Genomic DNA, 18,649 nt, shown 5'->3' on the forward strand with positions numbered 1-18,649 from the left:
ATTGCGTTGGACGGAGCTCAGTGCTCCGGGCTGAAAACCAAATCGCCGCGTGGAACGGCCTGCGGCTGCGTACCAAGCCAGGCGCTGTAGCCAAGACGTTCGCTGCCGCCCAGCGCCGCCCCGGTGACATCCTCATGTTGTAACCACACGCGCAGTGACCATTTATATTCAATGCCAAGATACTGGCGGACCCAGTCACGCACGCGCTTTTCCGCATCATTGCCGGGCAAAAACTGGCGGTAGGAGGCCTGGTTCAGGGGGCCGATATCGATACGAAAACAGTGCGTAACGTCGCGAACGGCTTCGCCGAGAAAGGCCGATTCGCCCAGCCGAGGGGCATGACGCCCCCCCTGCAATCGCGCCCGCTCACGTGGGCTCAGCGGCATCCATTGCGGCACGTTTTCAACGACCCTGACCGGTACACCAAAATAGTGACGGAGAATTTTTTCCAGCCCTTCAGGATCGCGTCCGTTACGGGTCAGGTGGCCTGCCAGCGCAAAACGCGCGTGGGGGCTGAGACTGCCTTTGTGCAGTTGCCCGGGCTGGCCCATGCCGATTAAGGAGGCAACATACTGTTCAAAGCGGCGATTGTCGGCACGATCCAGTGAGACCGTAGGCTGCGCATCGGCCCAGGCACGGTAGAACAGTAAGGTCAGGCGGTGATGAAAAAGATCGGTGAATGCCGTTAAGCTCTCATCCTGATGATGATCGATACGCTCACGTGCATACTCCGTTAAATGTACCGGCAGTGGGCCATTCGGCCCGAAGAGACCAAAACTCAGAATAGATACATCATAAAGCGTCGAGGCGTCCCGTCTGCTCACCCCGGCCAGGGTTGAAGGGGCAAAACCCAGCGAAGGCTTTTGCCCGATACGTAACGGCTCAAAGCGCGGTAGCGGTGCGCGTCCGAGGGGATAACGTTCTCCTGCCTGCGCGTCGATGCGCCGTAGCAAACTGAAGAGATCGTAACGCCAGGGCGCCACCATGACGTTTTGCCAGAAACCGTCAGGTAAGGCTCTCGCACGCCGGATAGCAGCATGAGGTGTGACGACATCGGTCATAGTAATGCCCTCTTGCCCATCCGTGGGGGCCAGTAGCCAATTTCACCCCGTTGCAGACTGTTCAGGGTAAACTCGGTGAAACTGTTCATCGCCACAAGGCGCGAAAACACGCGCTCCAGAACGCTACCAAATAACCAGGGGCTGAAGCCGGAAAAGGCCTGTTCATCAACCGTCAGGCTGATGCCAACCCCGCGGGCAAAAACGATCGGACCCGGTTCAGGCACCCGCCGGTGTACCGGCTGCAGGAGGCATTCGCGTACCCCTTCAATCTGTCGCGCCACCGGGGCTTCTGCCAGCCGGGTATAGAGTCCAAGCAACTGGCGTAACGCTGCAGCCCCCTGTCCATCCTCACCGTCCATCAGGCTTAAATAGTTCATCTGCAGCTGGCTTATCAGTTGCCAGGTACTCAGCCCTTCGGCCAGGGCGGGACGCGGAGGCGTCGGGCCTTTGCGCAGGCGCGGCGTTTTTACGGGCAGCGAATCGGGAAGCACAAACTGCCCCAGCTCCTGTTGTAACAACAAAGGCAGATCGCGGCTGGTACAAAGGACGTCGGCGGTGATATAGCGCAGACTTTCATCCCAGGGAGCGTGCTGTTCATCAACCAGCGAGGCAAACACTTCTGATCCCATATATCCGGTGCGGGTGCCGTAACGCTGGGCATGCTCAGAGAGCGCGCGCTGCTCCCGACGCAATGAAAAGTAGGCTCCGTAGTTACCATCATCCTGATTCACGCTGCGCCAGAACGGGCGAAAAATCTGGTCATCACGCTGCCCGTCGCGGCTGGCGTAGATTTTGTTTACTGCATAAATTTCGTAATCCAGCGGGCGGATGTTGTCCACCACCAGATGGTACTCATACTGGTTCTCCTGCAGCTTTTGCCGCTCCGCCGTTTTACTGAACAGATTGATAACCGGCGTGCAGTGCAACGCCAGATGGCTTTTATCGACCACCCGCTCCAGTTGCGCATCGGCTTTATCCAGCAGGATTATGATGTCAAACGACTTCGCCTCTTTGCAGTCTGCCAGCAGCGGGCGCAGACCCTGAATACTGAAAAACAGAAACCGTGACGGAAAGGCGAAATACTCCTGCAGCAAACGGTAGCCATCAAAGTTGCGTAAATCTTCAGGTAGCAACGCCTGATCGGAGTCAAAACCTTCGTGACGCAGCGCCCCGGTGCCAAGGGATATCGGCGCGTTGTCGCTACCGGGGATGAGCGCAACCGCCCCAACCTGATGCGCCATCAGCAGTTCCAGCAGTTGTAGCGCCTGCATGTCCGGCCCGCTTAAAAAAAATGACACCCGATCGAAGTCGAGATGAGCCAGTTTTGTGGCCCCCTCACAGGAGAGGCGAATACGCAGCGCACTGGCCGCGCCGCTTTGCGAAAGTCCGCAGCGGGCCAGTGGCAGATCCGCCGGAACGCCACCAAGCTCAGTGAGCGTAATGGAGAGCGGCAACAGAGTGACATCATGGGCGGTGGTGTAACTGCAGGTGACACCGTTTTTTTTTCAGCGCCTGGCTGTCCATCATGGTCCCCCTCGGAACCACAAACCCTTTGCTTAAATCGCCCTTCATGGCATCAGGCTGAAATTCAGCAATCGCCATAGAGGGAGTGGGAGCCAGATAATTGGGGGCAATCATCTCCATCAAACGTTCGGAGAAGCGCGGAAACTCGGCGTCCATTTTGAGCTGCACACGGGAAGTCAGAAAGGCAAACCCTTCCATCAGACGCTCAACGTAAGGGTCGGCCACATCCATGCCGTTCATGCCCAGACGCCCCGCCACCTTTGGATAACGCCCGGCGAACTCCTGGCCCATCTCCCGCAGCCACGCCAGTTCGCGGTTATAGTATTCGAGCAGTTTGCTTTCCATACTTACCCTTCATCCCTTAATTCGAAATGGCCGTTTTCCAGATCCACATCGGTACGGAAAAGAAAGGTCAGCGGATAGGGAACGCACCACAGGCGACCTTTAATTTCTATCGACAACACGTTATGCAGATCCAGAGACTGGGTATCGGAGATGCAACGTACCGACAACCCCTGAGGCAGGATCCGCGGTTCGAAATGGAGGATGGCCTGCGTGAGTTTCTGCTGGATATCCTGCCATTCAATATCAGACATCCGTTTACCAGCCAGCGGTGCGACACCAAAATTCACCACCGAACGGCGAACGTGGTGCAGGCCACTGAGATCGTTTTGCGCTTCGTTATTGATGGTGTTGAACAGCCATTGCAGATCGCGAAGTACGTGGCGACGCAGCGCGGCGTGCGCAATCAGCGTGCTGTTACGCGGTTCCTGACGCTTTTCCGGCGCGTCGTCGGTGAGTCTGTCCAGCAGCGAAGGCTGCATTTTGTCCCGGCTGCTGACGTTCTCTTTGTCCCGTCTTGCCCGCCAGCCGTTATGCAGCAGGTTACTGTCATCCTGTGCCGGGTTACTCATGGTCGGTTGCCTCATCAAAAGAGACGACCGCCAGGTCAAGCAGCGGAAACTCAGCGGTATCGTTCAGCCAGACTTTTTGCCCCTGTCCCAGGTAGTGCGTCTCATCAGCGGACACCGCCAGCCACTCGGTGGTGCGTGACAAACGGAAACGGTCCTCAGCCCCGGCGTCGAACGGGTAGCGAACCGGGATCTGGCAGACCTGTTCGCTGCCATCCTGTAAACGAATCAGCGTATGACGCCATACCAGATCGGTTACGCTTGCAGGCGGCTGAAAGGTCATCTGTTCAATGGCGCTGAAGGGTAGCCAGCAGTAGCGGCCATTAACGATGGTTTCACACACCGGTCCAAAGCGACAGTCGCCATCCATGAGCCAGTCAAAACGCCGGGTCTCGCCGTTGTGCAGCGTTAACTCGCCGGCAACCGCATCGGCGTGTTCAAGCGCCATCATTCGCCGCGCGCTGGCCTCAGCCCCTGCGTCTGCCAGAGAGGCGACCATCGTCTCCAGCCACGGCCACTGGTGGGCTGGCATCATGGGACGCGCCCGGCCTGCTAAAACGTCTGCACGCACTTTTTCGCCGTTAATCGCCTGCTCAAGCAGGGTAATGGTGGGCTGCGCCTGCGGGGTAAGTGCCAGCCAGCTTTTCAACTGCGCCAGCGCGCGTGACCAGTTCCCTTCCAGACACAGCAGCTGGACAAACGCCGCGCGCAGGTCTGCGTCGGCAGGTCGCGTACGAATTTGGTTTTCCAGATTCTCCAGGCTTACCTTCAGGGAATCCCCTGCGAGTAGTGCTTCAAGCGTATTCATAAACGCTCCAGTGGGTTGGATTAGGCATGGTGAGTCGTGGTTACCCTCTGCCTGAGACAGCGGGCAAGGCGCCAGAATGTGCCCCTTTGTCCCCTCGTCCTGCGCCGATGCGTCAGGATGAGGGGAAGATGTCGGACAGGGATTAATGCGTCGGCGTGTATTTGCCTACCGCCGGGTCGCGTAACTGCGGGCGCAACGCATCAATCAGCACGATGTTAAGGCGCGTTCCCGGTGCAAACCACGGGGTCCAGTTTTCACGGACTTCGTCAAGACGGGCGCGCAGACGCCCCTCATCGCTGAGCAGTTCCCGGGGCACCTCCACGGCGATGGTGCCGTTTGCCTGCCAGGCATTCAGGCTGGCATCATAAGGCAGCAGCATCCAGCTCTGACCGGAACGCCCTTCGCTGACCACCATGCGCTCATTATTAACCGTCGTGATCAGCAGTCGATCGGCATCCGCGCTTTGGTTAAGGCCGCTTACCGGAAAACCGTGCACAAAGGTCATGGATACTCTTTTTTCACCCTCTTTGCTCAGTTGAACCACTTCGCTGCGGCCGTTGAGCCAGCCGCCCTTTTCACACTTTCCATCCTCTTTAGCCGGAATGAAGAGTGCGGAGGTGCTGCTGTCGCCCTGCCAGTAAGTGCGTAAATGACAGCCGTCATGCATGGTGAACTCCTGCCAGGGCGTGCGATTTGCCGCCACGGACATCTCCTCCGGTCGACCTTCCGGGAGGGTATAAGCGGGCGCGGTCGTTGGTACGGTAGCGTCTGGCGTCACGGGGGTGTCGCTTGTGGCAGGGGTGGCGACTTCAGGCACCCAGTCTTTGGATTTTTTTGCCGTCCCCTCTGCCAGCGTGACGTTTTTTGCATCCGTCATTTTCCAGTTGACCTGGGTAAGCGCGCCACACTGGTTCTCCAGCAGTGCGCCGAGACGCGGCATAAAGGTGTCAAGCACAGTGACTTTCTTGTCGCCGTTGGCGACGATACGCAGCGGTAAGGTCTTCGCACACCAGCTTTGAGGCGAGTTATCCACAATGTTGTCGATCCAGATATCCAGTTTTTGCGAGGGGGATTGCACAATGCGATAATTTTCCGCCTGGGCACAAAAACCCACGGTCAGCAGTGCCAAACCCGGAAGCCAACGTTTCATAAAAATCCTTGTCAGTCTGTATCAGTCACGAAGAGGGAGAAATTGCGCCGCTTGCGCCAGTGAGTGCAGGAGCGTCGTATCCTGCGGTGCGCCAACCCATACGGCCACCGCGCTGTAGTTATCCTGCTGGCCATCGCTCTCCACGTTGTTTCGCAGCAGGATCTGATTCATTAGCGTCAGCCAGTCACCAGGGGTATTGACCATATGCAGTGACTGCTTCATCAGCTCTTCACTTACCCCATGCCAGAAGCCATCGGTGCAGAGTAAAAATACGTCACCATCCTCAATAGGCACCACATCGCTGTAGCTGGCTTCGCGCTGATCGTCACCCAGACCCAGCGCGAAATAGAGTAAGTTGCTGTTTATCCCCTCCGTCTGATGACCTGCGTCTTTCATTTGCTGAACCAGACTGTGATCGGTGGTGACGTGGTAGAGCCACCCACGGCGAAAGAGATATAAACGGCTGTCACCGGCATGCGCCCAGTAGGCCAGATGAAAATCCCGGTCAATGAAGAGACTGACCAGGGTGGTGCCCATCCGGGCGTTTTCATCTCCTGCTTTCTGCTCGGTGCGGATAGCCTGATTAGCACCATTTACATAGTGGCGGATGGACTGCGCATTGAGGTGCTTTTCACCGTCGAAGCCAGTAATAATGGCGTTGCGGGCCAGGGCGGCCGCCACATCGCCACCGGGCAGGCCAGCGATACCATCGCAGACCACAAAGCAGGCCGCGCGATCGCCAATGGTTTCGCCGGTCTGATCCTGGTTGCTGGATCGTCCGCCCTGTCGGGAGAGGGAGGCTGTGCTGATATTCATTATTCTTCCGATCCGCTCTGTGAGTCTTTGTACTGGTTTACCTCCATGTCGTAGGCGTGCAGGAAGGCTTCGCCAAACAGAGTATGGAAGTCGTCATCAATCTCACCGGCCGTCTCGGCATAACGGCGTACAAAGTAGTCCCACAATGCCGCCTTACGGTTGGAAAGCATGCCAAGACGTGCCAGGGAACCGTCCCGTTTTGCCTCTTCTTCCAGCAACTCAGGATTAAAGGACTGCAACATGGCCGCGATAATGGCGCGGATGCCGGAAATCATGCCTAACTGGTGTGCCTGAAGGTCAATGAGAGCGTCACGAACGGATTTTTTCGGCGGCATAAAGCCCGGCATACGGGTGCCGTACATCTGCATCAACACGGTTTTACCGGACGGCAGGAGTTTGAAAGGGTTATTGGCGTCGTCTAACACCATCGTCATGTCGGCCTTGACGCCACGCTTCAGAATGGAACGTGACGAGAGCAGCGCCACCGTGCCCTGAGAGAACATACTGAGCATCTGCCCGAGCTGGCGCATATTTTCTTTGTCAAACTGTGGCGTTGGCTGCATGTCGCCAAGCCCCATCCCTTCGAGCAGGGCATCGAGCAGTTCGCCCTTCAGAACATCACCACTGTCGTTTCCTGACGCAGGGGCAGACTCACTGCGCACCGGGTCGATGCGTAAGCGCCCTTTCGGCGTCTGTACCGCCGCCCGCTGTACCGTTTGCGGTGTGGGGAGCGTGATCGGCACATAGTCAGGCAGTGGCTCGCTGAACGGGGGCACCTCTGCGCTCTGCGCCGTCTGCATCACCTCAGGTTCTTCCGCTCTGGGTTGCGATTCCGGTTGCGGCGACCCAGCTGGCAGGATGTCGTCAGTATGCGCCAGCGGCACGGCACCGCTGAGCAGGCCAAGGGGATCATCGTCGCGGGTGGTTGCTGCCCCACCGCCTGCACCGCCGAACAGCGCCAGGGGATCGAGTTCATCCTGCGTGGCGTGGTTGTCAGCCGCGGGCTGCCCTGTGGGCGGTACCAGAGTCGAGGGGGTGGCATCAGCAAAAATGCTGTCACCTTTAAACGGTGTGTCGTCGGTAAAGAGAGTGTCCGTGTTTACCGTGCGCGGCGCGATGACTGGATCCGCTTTACCCAGCAGAGCGAGCGGATCTTCCGGGTTACGTTCCGGGGCATCCGGAGCGGCAAAAGGGTTTGCCGCCGGGGTGTCCTGCGGTTTGGCCCGCCCGCGGGAGATGCTGTCCGAGATGGAAAACTCCTGCATCAGGCTGTCCCAGATTTCGGTGGGCACGGCGGCAGGCGTCGCCTCTGTTTTGCTGGTTTCTTCGGGCAAGGGCTCCGGCGTCAGTCCAGCCTGTACGTTGGCAGCCATACGGCTTACCGGCTGCGTATCAAGGATAAGATCACTGACTTCAATTCGGTATTCGTCAATGCCAAGAATATCACCATCCTGTAACTCCACCTGGCGCCCGCGCTCCAGCGGAATATCATTCAGCACCACGCGTGTTACGTTGCCACGGTTGGTGATACGGCACTCTCCGTTCCCCGAAATATGGACAATAGCCTGTAAGCGGGAAATGGCCCGATCGTTATCGGGCAAGACCAGATTGTTGTCGGTTCCCCGGCCAATGGTGCCCCCCGGCGGGTAAAAATCGCAGCGGCTTTGCACGGGTTGATGGCCGGGTTTATTGGTGACTATTGTGAATCGCATAGCGTTTTCCTGCTGGAGTTATTCGCGCTCAAACGGCGAAATTTGCCTTAAACGGTGGCGTTTGCCTGTCTGGAGAGTCAAGTTTTGCTGGACCGGTCATTCTGGAACCGGTTCAGGTACAGGTTTCGGCGCGCAAGCTTTTCCGTGGCCGACGCGCAAGGATTCAGAACGCATCCAGGCTGTGAGACAGCACCTCAAGCCGATCCTGCATGGATTTCTGCAGGCAGGTTTTATCGTCGGCGCAGCCATTTCGTTGCGCCAGCCATGCTTTTTGCCCGCTAATCAGGGAAGCCTGCAGGTCGCTCTTGTTGAGTCGGGCGGCTTCCTTGCGATATCTCTTCCATGCGCGTGATACGCTGACATCAAGTGAGGCCAGGGAAGGATTGTCACAAATGGCTTTTTCGCTCGCTGTCGCGGCGTTATCGCAACTGAAGGATGCGACGGGTTTGCCATGCTGTTCTACCGCTTTCAGGCTCAGAATCGTGCCATCTGTCCAGTTCAGTAGCACCTTATTGCCCGCGAAGACAATATCGACCGGCGTGTTGCCATCACCATTGGTGAACTGCCCCGTTTTACAGTCGAGGGTGGTGACGACCGCCTGTTCAGCGCCGGCGATGCCAAGCCCATAATTTTTAGCATTCGCATCGTCACCGGTCCCAAATACCCTGGTAATCCAGGTATCGAGTTTTTCATTTTTTTGTGTATACGATGGCGACTGGCAATGCGCACCACTGGGTAAGTCTGTTGCGATCGCATCGGGAGTGAGTGTTAAAAAGCGCCCGACCAGCCGATCGTCATCACTCTCATAGGTCAGCGTTCGCCCGGAGAGATCGTTAATCGCTACGTCAGAAACCTGCCAGACGCCGAGCGGTGATTTTTCAGTAACTGCCAGACTACTGGCCGTGAAAAAGCCCGCGTTCAGGATAAGGGCGAGGGTAACGACTTTCGGCACGTTCATCTCTTATGTTCACTTTGTAATCAGGGTGCCATACCCGTGATAAACGGGGCCAGCAGCAAGGTATATCTGCGCGCAATTACGCCTCATCACATCTCTCTTTTGAGGCAATAACGCCGCGGCTGGTTAAGCGGCGGGCTCATGCGCCAACACACTTAAACAGAATAGCTTTTTATAAAGTATTTAAGGCCAGGCATTCCCCTGGCCTGTTAGCACGTCATACATTAATACGTATTACGCTTCTTTGTTCTCTTTAATGTTCCAGCCTGAGCTGGTTTCCGCACCTTTACCACCTGCGGAAGATTGCTCCCAGTATTGTTGTTTCACTTTCGCTGCCTGGAAGGCATAGGTTACGCCGACGGTATCACCATTATCGGCACCGGTATATTGCACAGACGTCACCAGAACTTCTTCCAGTGTAATACGTGCATATTCCACCTGCTGCCCACCCGCTTTGCAGACGGACAATTCCACTTTGCTTAAGTGTTTACCGCTGGCGCAGTGTTTGAGAATAGCCGTCGTGGCCTTATCAATGAGCGCATTAATATGAAGATCGTTGAAGTTAACTTTACCGGCACCACCGCCGCCGCCAACGCTCATATTTCCCGGTTGGGACGCACCCCAGGAAAAAGAAGTAATATCTGTCCATCCAGTGTGATTAGAATCTTTTGATTCACCCGTCACACCGTCGACCTTCAGGAACATATCAATAGCCATAATATCTACTCTTCGTGGTTGAACAATATTGCTTTCGAAAAAGCACTTATATGGCAAAAAGGAAAGCATGGGGCCAAATAAAACCATCCATATTTTACCTCTGCCTCGGTTCTGAATAGTTAAACTATTCAGTATTCTTTGTCGCCTGCATAAGGCAGGTAACAGGAAACCTTGCGTCAAAACTCATCGCGTTAGCGCGCATGTTGTTTTATTCTTCGGCCATGACCGTTGATAAATGTGAGATAAGGTAACGATCGTGAGCAAAAGGGTTTTGCTTATGCTGCTGATGCTATCCATCGCCGCTGGCGTATATTCATTTATCGATCTCAGCCGTTCTCTCTGGCTGGTACTGGAGTACGAACCGTTGATGGCCTGTTCTTCAGGTGCCTTGCTCGGAAAATTTCTTTTTTTAGTCTGCACGCTGTTGGCGTTTGTTTTGATATACCGCAGGCTCAGACATCGGTGCTGAAGTTGCGCTGGCGCTTCGCTTATTCACTCTGCACGCGCCAGCAGCCGGGATAATTAATTCAGCTCCCAAAACCAGACTTCTTTGCAGTCAAAATAACAGTTGCTGTTGCACTGAAACATATTATCTTTATCCGGCTCCAGCATATCGATGTGCCCGCCACCATAATCTACAATTTGATGAAAATAGATCACCCCTTTGCGATTTTGTAGTTTGCGTGCGGCCTCCTGCAAATCCGAATAGAGTTCGGCCTTACCAAACACATCCGGGCGGTAAAGCTGATCGGCCAGCAGTTTCGCTCCCGTTTCAATTTTCTTGCCTTTGTAGGGGCCTGTTTTAATCGGCAGACGCCCCTGGAAGGTGATGTTGCATTTTAAAAGAGCCAGGCTCATCCGTACTGCACATGTATTTTCATATGCAGGGCTCATTTTCAACATTTCTTCCAGGGTGTAACCAATTTCAGGATACACATTTTCGCTATCGACAAACCCCTGACGGTAGGGATTGGATGAGTAATGGTTCTTTTTAAGCTGGGCATACAATGGTTTCATGACTGCGGTCCCTTTTGACAGGCGTGATTCTGGATCATCGCTTCAAGAATGAGCGTCGAGGCTCGCTCTTTTAAGCGCTCCGGAGGTAACTTCTTAAAATAACGATGCACGACTTCATGTACCGTAAAGATTTTAAGCGTCTTGTAATCACACCAGATTTTCCCTTCCGTCGCATCCAGCACCCCCAGCAGATATAAATCAGCTTTCAGACGTTCCGGGTTTTCTTCACCTGAACGCCATGCCGTTAAAAATTTTTCACCCGTCAGGTTGACGTTGGCAGGCCAGATCAGCGAAGGATCTTTTGGGAAAGTACTGTTCGAAATAGATTCTGCCGAGGCATCCAGCGCCGGGGTCAGCATGGTGGTCAGAGCAAGAACGAAAAGCAGGGACGACCGTGTTGTCCTCATTTTCAGGGAAATCTCCTTAACAGGGCCGGCATCATGCGGCTTACCATTACAACCGCTATCAGCCTGATGCCAGGCAACATGAACAGTGATGACTTTTACCAGGCTGCCGGGAAACCCCGCGGCAGCCTGATGCGGTTACGCCTCTTTCGTTTTCAGCGACGGCAGTTTTGACACCAGGCGCAGTGAGACGGTCAGCCCTTCCAGCTGATAGTGCGGGCGCAGGAAGAATTTCGCCGTGTAATAACCGGGGTTATCTTCAATTTCCTGAACCTGTACTTCGGCGGCCGCCAGCGGTTTACGCGCTTTGGTCTCCTGAGAAGAGTTTGCCGGATCGCCGTCTACATAGTTCATCACCCAGTCGTTGAGCCAGCGCTCCATCTCATCGCGCTCACGGAATGAACCAATTTTGTCGCGCACGATGCACTTAAGGTAGTGCGCGAAACGGCAGCAGGCAAAGAGATACGGCAGGCGTGATGCCAGCCGGGCGTTAGCGGTGGCGTCAGCATCGTGGTACTCGGTCGGTTTTTGCAGCGACTGTGCGCCGATAAAGGCAGCAAAGTCGGAGTTTTTACGATGGATCAACGGCATAAAGCCATTTTTGGCCAGTTCAGCCTCCCGACGATCGCTGATAGCGATTTCTGTCGGGCATTTCATGTCTACCCCACCGTCATCACTCGGGAAGGTATGGCACGGCAAGTTTTCCACCGCGCCGCCTGACTCCACGCCACGAATTGAGGTGCACCAGCCAAACTCTTTAAAGGAGCGGTTGATATTGGTTGCCATCGCGTAAGCGGCGTTGGCCCAGGAGTAGTTGCTGTGGTTAGCGCCGTCAGTCTCTTCTTCAAAGTCGAAGCTGTCCACCGGGTTGGTGCGAATGCCGTACGGCAGGCGCGACAGGAAACGCGGCATGACCAGCCCCAGATAGCGCGCGTCTTCAGATTCCCGCAGAGAGCGCCAGGCGGCATATTCGGTGTTCTGGAATATTTTGGTCAGGTCGCGCGGATTGGCGAGCTCCTGCCAGGATTCCATCTGCATCACGCTCGGCGCCGTGCCGGTAATAAAAGGACAGTGTGCGGCCGCACCGATACGCGCCATCTCTCCTAACATCTCCACATCCTGCGGGCTATGGTCGAAGTAGTAGTCACCCACCAGGCAACCAAAGGGTTCGCCCCCGAACTGACCATACTCCTCTTCGTAGATCTTTTTGAAGATGGGGCTCTGGTCCCAACCCACGCCTTTATAGCGCTTCAGCATCCGCCCGAGTTCCGGTTTCGCGATGCTCATAAAGCGAATTTTCAGCATCTCATCGGTTTCAGTGTTGTTAACCAGATAGCTCAGGCCGCGCCAGGCGCTTTCCAGTTTCTGAAATTCCTCATGGTGGAGGATCTCGTTTACCTGCCGGGAGAGTTTTTCATCAATGCCGGCAATCAGGTTCTGAATGGTGCGATAGGTGTCGGAGGAGAACGTCACGGTGTTTGCCAGCGCCTGCTGCGCCAGCGTCTGCACCGCCGTTTCCACTGCCGAGCGGGCCTGTTCGGTTTTCGGGCGGAACTCTTTGTTCAGCAGCGCGCTGAATTCGTCCTGGCTGAAGGTTTCTTCGCGCTGAAGTTCATGCTGTTGTCCTGGATTGCTCATGATTTACTCCTCTTTCCCTTGCGCGCTGTCGTGGTTGTCTGGCAACTGGCTTAACGATTTGAGCAGCGTCGGATCTTTGAGGATGTTGGCAATCAGCTCCTCAGCACCGTTTTTGCCGTCCATGTAAGTCAGCAAATTGGAGAGTTGCGTGCGCGCCTCCAGCAGTGCGTTCAAGGGTTCAACCTTGCGGGCGATCGCATCCGGCAGGAAATCTTCCATGCTGTCGAACGTCAGGTCGACGCTCATCTTCCCTTCGCCGGTGAGCGTATTATCGACCTGAAACGCCACGCGGGGTTTGAGGGCTTTCATTCGCTCGTCGAAGTTATCAATATTTATCTCATGGAATTTGCGCTCTTCAATAGAGGGAAGGTTTTCGAGCGGTTTCCCCACGAGGTCAGCCATTACTCCCATCACAAAGGGAAGCTGGATTTTGCGCTCCGCGCCGTATACTTCCACGTCATACTCAATTTGTACGCGTGGCGCGCGGTTACGCGCGATAAATTTTTGCCCACTGTTACTTCTTGCCATGATGTTCTCCGTCGAAGGTGCGCGGTGACGCTATCGGGATGATTTCACCCTGTTGTCAAAGGTTATGAGTGACGCCCAAAAATGTTTTCCAGTTGCTGGACGCCATCCGGGGCGAGGTCGCGAATGATCGCCATAAAATCCTGTTCAATGAGCCGCTGTACGCGATCGATCATGAGCGGCGCCGGGTGGCTGGGTTCGTGCCGGGTAAAGTAGAGTTTTACTTTTTCGAGCATCAGTTGTGCATCGGCCCGGCTGGTTATCTCCGTGCTTCGCCAGTCGCTGCGCGCGGGCTGCGGGGTGACCAGTGCGGCTTCAGGAGCAGCATCCGCTGGCGTGACAGGTGCCTCATCCAGAGGTGCGGTGGAGACGCTGGTGATGAGGGCTGTCGTTCTTATCAACTGATCCATTTCCGGCGCGCCGCTCTCACTCAGTTTGTCTACCAGTCCATCGCGAAGGGCAATAAGGCTCAGGTGGATGCGCCGCATAATACTGTTGTCACCCTCGCCGGTGCGGGCCAGTTCATCCACCAGCCGGGCGCGGCCGCCGGGAAAACCAGCACACTCCGTTTTGCTGCCATCCAGTAACGCCTGCGCATCGCGCACGCTTATCTCATCGCCGTTGCTGCGCAGCAGCACACACTGGCGCAGCGTGGTCGTCAGGGCCGATTTGTCACCGATGCTTGCCAGCGCGTTGATGCGGTAAAAAGGATCATACTCACCGTTTTCGGTGAGGGCGGGCCACAGTGCTTCCCAGTAGATCTCCAGCGCCTGTTCAATCAGCGACAAGCCGTTGGCATACCCTTCCAGCCCCTGACGACGGGTCCAGGCATGGGTTAAGGCGACCATTACCCGCAGATCTTTAGTGCGGGAAAGGAGCGCCGTCGCCAGTTTTTCCACCCGGTTCCAGTCCGCAGGTTCGGCCGGAATAATCGTGTCGCCAAATTGTTGCTCGGCTTTTCCCTGGCTTGCCTGCTCCAGTGCCTGGAACTCGGCGTCATACTCCAGGTTCTCGCCGCAGGGCTGCTCTGGGTTAACTGGAGCAAGTAAAGTTTCAATGGTCATGGTCTGCTCCCTTATTCAAACATCGGCGGATAAAGTCCGTGTCGGCCCGGTCGCGCCCCGCCTGCCGGGTCAAACAGCAACGTGAACAGCTGTCCGGTGAAGTTTCCGCTGTGCACGTGGGTATAGAGCGGATACCCGTCACAGCGGTTGGTCCACCAGAAGCTGGTCTGTCGCTGCGGGTCAAAACAGTCGGCAGCCTGCTGCCAGCCGAGGGTGGATTCTGCGTCGCCGTCGTAACCGAGGACATCCAGAATGTCGGAACGGTTTTCCACTTCCCCCGTCTGCGGCGTGGCTATCGACAGTAACGCCTGATCCAGTTGTTCAGGTGAATAGCTGTTTTTAACGCCATGCAGAAGGGTGCGCCCCAGTTGCTGATACCAGTCGCCAGAGAGACTCAGCTGGCGGGGTGACCACTCCTGAGGGTTTATTGCCAGCAAGGCGCAGACCGGATACTGTCGCCCGACGCTGTCGCGTCCCGGCAGTAAGCAGCCCATCTGCACCTGCTGGCCGCCTAACATTGGCGGTACCACGAAGTTCCAGACTGGCGCACTTCCGAACTTGCGCTCCGGGGTACTGTCAGCCTCTTTCTGCCAGTTCAGCAGGCCCAGCTGAAACCAGTGCGACCACTGACGTTGCAGGGCGTCCGGGAAACGTCGCTGGAGAAAATCGCCGGCACTGGGTAGTTTTCCGTACCAGCTTAATAATGAAGATGTTGTCATTCGGCTTTCCTTGCTGTTAGGGACACGCGAAACGGGGAAGCTGAAACGGGTTACGAATGCTGCCGGGAATAAACTCCAGCGTGACCTGATGCCCGTCGACGTTAAAAGTGGCCTGGCGCGCAAGACCGCTGCTGCCGGCACTTACCCGCGCCTTATCGACAAAACGGTTCAGCGCCCAGGCACCGTTACTGACCAGCGTCGAGGTGGTGCCATTGGTCAGTCCCAGTTGCATACGCACCTGATTGGTGCCACCAGGGCCTGGCCAGTTGATCACCTGTACCGCCTGCGGACCGTGGCTGTAACGGAGGATCTGTCCGTCAACGTCAAGCGTTAAGTTGAGGATGGCGTTGTCCATTTGTACGGTGCGCACGGTGGTACGAAAAGAGGGGGTCGTGCTGCCGTTGGCAAAAAACGCATCCCGAATGGACTGTGCCTGCTGGAACGGGGCCAGTAACCCCTCACTGCCCGGCAGGGTTTTCCCATCGATGCCCGGCGTAAAGCGCCAGGGTGACTGGGTGGTATCCACTTTATTGGTCAGGTTGTCACGAAAGAAGCTGTCCATCAGGCCGCTGCCAGGAGCAAACATGCGGGCCAGATCGTCGGGGGTGACTTCGGCGCTTGCATTGCGTACCAGCGGGTAACGTCCGGCGATCGCCTGACGGCAAAAACTGCCCACTTCGACGCTAATGCGCTTTCGTACGTTATCGAGCTCCCTACGCTGGGTATCACTGCTTGCACCAACGGCCATGTTGCTGAACATCGACTGCAATCCGCCGGGCAGACGGCCTGCGCTGGCCTGCAGACGGCTTATCGCCTCGCCGCCTGGCGGTGGCATTCCGCTGTTAGCGGCATCCTGTACCGCGGTCAGGTATCGATAAAGCTCATCCACCTGTTTGAGAAAATCATCAATCACCAGTGCCTTGCCCCCCTTTTCCAGCGGCTCAGCCAGCGCAATAACCGGGGCGTAATAGTCGGTGACCCGCTGCTCCGGTGATGCATTTGTCGCCGCCACCGGCACATTGTCAGCAGAATCGCGATGCCCGAAAAGGACATCCAGGGTACGACTGGTAGAGCTGGTTTCGGTGGCTTTTTTCTCGCCTTCCTGCGGTAAATCACGCGTCAGGGTTAACACTTTACTCAGATTAACTACCAACTGGCGTAACGGTGAGGCGTTGCCGGAGAGCAGGCGCGCGGTGTTGATTCGCTGCGTCAGGTTGGCGCTGTTATTAAGCTGAATGTCGCTTAAGAAATGGTCCCACTGCGTAATAAAGTCGCGGGCGTAGAGCTGGCGCACCGCCATATCGGTTTCCTGCGAGATCTGCGCCTGTGAGCTGCCCAATACCCACATGTCATCATCATGCAGCGCTTTAGTGACCGGACCAATTTGCGGATCAACATGCTTCCAGTAACCGTCCGGGGTGAAGAGCCCCGGCACGCCCTCGTTGAGCGAAGTCCCGCTTTTTCGTGAGAAAACCAGTTCACTTTGCGGCCCGCCCAGACTTGCCAGCGAGACCGGTTTGAGATTTTCATCGGCCGCGAGCAGGCGTTTAAGGCGACCATAGACGCGGGTTGCCAGGGGTTGCTGGTTAATCAGTGCCTGCTCCCTGGCAATCAACGCCTCATCTTTGGCATAGGGCGAGGATTGAATTTGTGGCTCCAGCAGCTGCGTCAGGTGCCACGCCATACGGCGAAGCTGAGCCTTTGTCATCGTCGCCGGCAGGTTACGCTCCAGGTTGAGCATGACCCATGCATGAAGGAATTTACCGTCGTAATGTTTCGGCTGATACAACATCTGATAAGCCTTCAGCGCTTCGTAGCTGTACTCTGCGTCCTGTCCGTTATCGCTGCGTAACCACTGGGTGATACGGGTTGCGACATCCGGCAGCAGTAGCTGATCGAGCGCTTTCTGGTACAGCGTTTGCGAGGCATCCGCCACGTCGTGACCACGGTAGAGCCCCATGCGACGGGTTAACGGAGGATCGTTTACATCAAAGGCTTCGCTTTGCGGCAGTTCGCTCAGGCTGTCGAGCAGGGGGAGCAGCGCAAAAAGATCGCCCTGCGTCCGGGCTCGCAGGGCTTTTACCTGCTCACTGATACCCGGCACTTTGGCATCCACTTCCGCAAGATAGTCCTGGTTGTTGTTATAGCTGGTAAGCCACAGCCCGCCGATTACGACAAGCAGGGCCAGCAATGCCGCATAGCCTGCCCACATCACCGCCCTGTTGCGCATCTCCCACCAGCGGTTTTGCCCGGCAATCCCCGCCTCCTGGAAAATGACGTTCTGCAGCAGGTTTTTGATAAAGAAACTCTGACCTTTATTGCCAGGCACCGGCTCTTCTTTGCTAACCGTATCCCAGCTCTCAGCACCTTCCCCTCTGGGCAGCGACAGTGAACGGGCAAGTTCCCCCATCACCCTGTCAAACGGCAACCCTTCCTGCGTACCGCTGGCAAGATAAATACCGCGGGGAGAAAATTCGGTTTCAAAGTTTGAGCGGGCAAACAGGGTTTGCAGGTAGTCAGCCAGTAAAGGACGCAGGGCCGCGAACTCCTGCGGGAAGAGATAACACTCCGCCCGCGCTTCGGCATCGCTCTCTTTTAACAGAATGTCCGGCAGTGCGGCATCCAGACGCTGTTGCAGCAGTGAATATTCCTGACTGAACCGTCCGTGAAGATCGAACCCGGCCTGTTTCCCCTCTTCCCACGGAAACGTGAAGCCCCAAATCTGATCGCGCTGGGCCTTGTCAAACCCGGCGAAATAGGCACGAAACCCTTTAAGGAGATCGGCTTTGGTCACCAGTACATAGACCGGAAAACGAATACCCAACTGCTCATGAAGCTCGCTCAGGCGCTGGCGCAGATTTTGCGCCTGTTCGCGGGAGGCTTCCGGCGACTGCGTCAGCAAATCTGCCACGCTGACGGTGACGATGACGCCATTGATGGGCTGTCGGCGACGGTATTTTTGCAGCAGGCCGAGAAATTTCAGCCACTCGCTGGCGTCCTGAGCCTGTTCACTTTGCTGCGTACTGTAGCGCCCGGCGGTATCCAGCAGTACGGCTTCGTTGGTAAACCACCAGTCGCAGTTACGCGTGCCGCCAATCCCACGTAGTGCCGTCTTGCCGAACTTATCCGCCAGCGGAAATTGCAGCCCGGAATTTACCAGCGCAGTGGTTTTCCCGGCACCCGGAGCACCAATCATCACATACCACGGCAGTTGATAGAGGTACTGGGTGCTAAAGCGCTGTGTCCACGCAGTACCACGCTGTCCTGGCTGATTAAAATGCGCTTTTTTGAGGATTTGCGAAGCTTCCTCAAACCTGTCGGTCAGGATCTGGTCTTCATTGCTCAGACGCTTGCTGTCGCCTGGCGTTGCGGCCGCATTATCACTTTTCAGGTTGTCCATCAGTTTGCGATTGAGCCAGGCGTTGTACAGACGCGGCACAATGTGGCTTTGCATCCAGATGAAGTACATTACTGCGATAGTAATAATGCGGTTTTGCTCAGACTCCAGCGGGCGGGAGTCAACTACCGATAACAGCGGGCCAATCATCCAGACCACGGCTGCCAGCGCCGTCATGCCAAGAAAACCCCACAATATGCGGTTAGTCAGAATAGAAAGCAGACTCATCAT

Annotated in this window: 15 protein-coding genes and 1 pseudogene; all 16 read right to left on the reverse strand. The window is 56.0% G+C overall.

Annotation, left to right across the window (positions count from 1 at the left end; all coding sequences use genetic code 11):
* Positions 1–17 precede the first annotated feature (17 nt).
* The 16 genes and pseudogenes from tssG to tssM all read right to left on the reverse strand — a co-directional run bounded on the left by tssG (position 18) and on the right by tssM (position 18,649).
* Positions 18–1,061: a type VI secretion system baseplate subunit TssG gene (gene tssG, locus M1D91_RS13005; protein WP_437431535.1), complete on the reverse strand. Its 1,044-nt coding sequence runs from the start codon at positions 1,059–1,061 to the stop codon at positions 18–20.
* Positions 1,058–2,930, reverse strand: a pseudogene (gene tssF / locus M1D91_RS13010) (type VI secretion system baseplate subunit TssF). The gene tssG and the pseudogene tssF overlap by 4 nt, the downstream one beginning before the upstream one ends.
* 2 nt (positions 2,931–2,932) lie before the next feature.
* A complete protein-coding gene (tssE, locus tag M1D91_RS13015) occupies positions 2,933–3,499 on the reverse strand; it encodes a type VI secretion system baseplate subunit TssE (protein WP_437431537.1) in 567 nt (188 codons plus the stop codon).
* Positions 3,492–4,304, reverse strand: a complete 813-nt coding sequence (locus M1D91_RS13020; protein WP_437431538.1) for a type VI secretion system accessory protein TagJ — start codon at positions 4,302–4,304, stop codon at positions 3,492–3,494. Before M1D91_RS13020 ends, tssE begins: the two co-directional genes overlap by 8 nt.
* Before the next feature lie 142 nt (positions 4,305–4,446).
* Positions 4,447–5,454 carry a hypothetical protein gene (locus M1D91_RS13025; protein WP_437431539.1) on the reverse strand — a complete coding sequence of 336 codons (1,008 nt, stop codon included), beginning with the start codon at positions 5,452–5,454 and terminating at the stop codon, positions 4,447–4,449.
* 21 nt (positions 5,455–5,475) lie between these two features.
* Positions 5,476–6,270, reverse strand: a complete 795-nt coding sequence (locus tag M1D91_RS13030) for a PP2C family protein-serine/threonine phosphatase (RefSeq protein ID WP_437431540.1) — start codon at positions 6,268–6,270, stop codon at positions 5,476–5,478.
* Positions 6,270–7,982 carry a type VI secretion system-associated FHA domain protein TagH gene (gene tagH, locus M1D91_RS13035; RefSeq protein WP_437431541.1) on the reverse strand — a complete coding sequence of 571 codons (1,713 nt, stop codon included), beginning with the start codon at positions 7,980–7,982 and terminating at the stop codon, positions 6,270–6,272. The genes M1D91_RS13030 and tagH overlap by 1 nt, the downstream gene beginning before the upstream one ends.
* Positions 7,983–8,145: 163 nt before the next feature.
* On the reverse strand, positions 8,146–8,940 hold the full coding sequence (locus tag M1D91_RS13040) for a lysozyme inhibitor LprI family protein (protein ID WP_437431542.1): 795 nt from the start codon (positions 8,938–8,940) through the stop codon (positions 8,146–8,148).
* Positions 8,941–9,171: 231 nt separating this feature from the next.
* Positions 9,172–9,654, reverse strand: coding sequence for an Hcp family type VI secretion system effector (locus M1D91_RS13045; protein ID WP_437431543.1), 483 nt, complete (start codon positions 9,652–9,654; stop codon positions 9,172–9,174).
* 522 nt (positions 9,655–10,176) lie between these two features.
* Complete coding sequence (locus tag M1D91_RS13050) at positions 10,177–10,671, reverse strand: T6SS effector amidase Tae4 family protein (protein WP_437431544.1); 495 nt, start codon at positions 10,669–10,671, stop codon at positions 10,177–10,179.
* Positions 10,668–11,078 (reverse strand): Rap1a/Tai family immunity protein, encoded by a 411-nt coding sequence (locus tag M1D91_RS13055; protein ID WP_437431545.1) that lies wholly within the window; start codon positions 11,076–11,078, stop codon positions 10,668–10,670. Before M1D91_RS13055 ends, M1D91_RS13050 begins: the two co-directional genes overlap by 4 nt.
* 135 nt (positions 11,079–11,213) lie before the next feature.
* On the reverse strand, positions 11,214–12,713 hold the full coding sequence (tssC, locus tag M1D91_RS13060) for a type VI secretion system contractile sheath large subunit (protein ID WP_437431546.1): 1,500 nt from the start codon (positions 12,711–12,713) through the stop codon (positions 11,214–11,216).
* Between the two features lie 3 nt (positions 12,714–12,716).
* Entirely contained in the window at positions 12,717–13,241 is a 525-nt protein-coding gene (tssB, locus tag M1D91_RS13065; protein WP_437431547.1) for a type VI secretion system contractile sheath small subunit, read from the reverse strand.
* Positions 13,242–13,303: 62 nt separating this feature from the next.
* Positions 13,304–14,302, reverse strand: a complete 999-nt coding sequence (gene tssA, locus M1D91_RS13070) for a type VI secretion system protein TssA (RefSeq protein ID WP_437431548.1) — start codon at positions 14,300–14,302, stop codon at positions 13,304–13,306.
* 11 nt (positions 14,303–14,313) lie between these two features.
* Complete coding sequence (tagF, locus tag M1D91_RS13075) at positions 14,314–15,021, reverse strand: type VI secretion system-associated protein TagF (protein WP_437431549.1); 708 nt, start codon at positions 15,019–15,021, stop codon at positions 14,314–14,316.
* A 16-nt stretch (positions 15,022–15,037) separates the two neighbouring features.
* Complete coding sequence (gene tssM, locus M1D91_RS13080) at positions 15,038–18,649, reverse strand: type VI secretion system membrane subunit TssM (protein ID WP_437431550.1); 3,612 nt, start codon at positions 18,647–18,649, stop codon at positions 15,038–15,040.

Source organism: Enterobacter sp. SA197 (assembly GCF_054131575.1).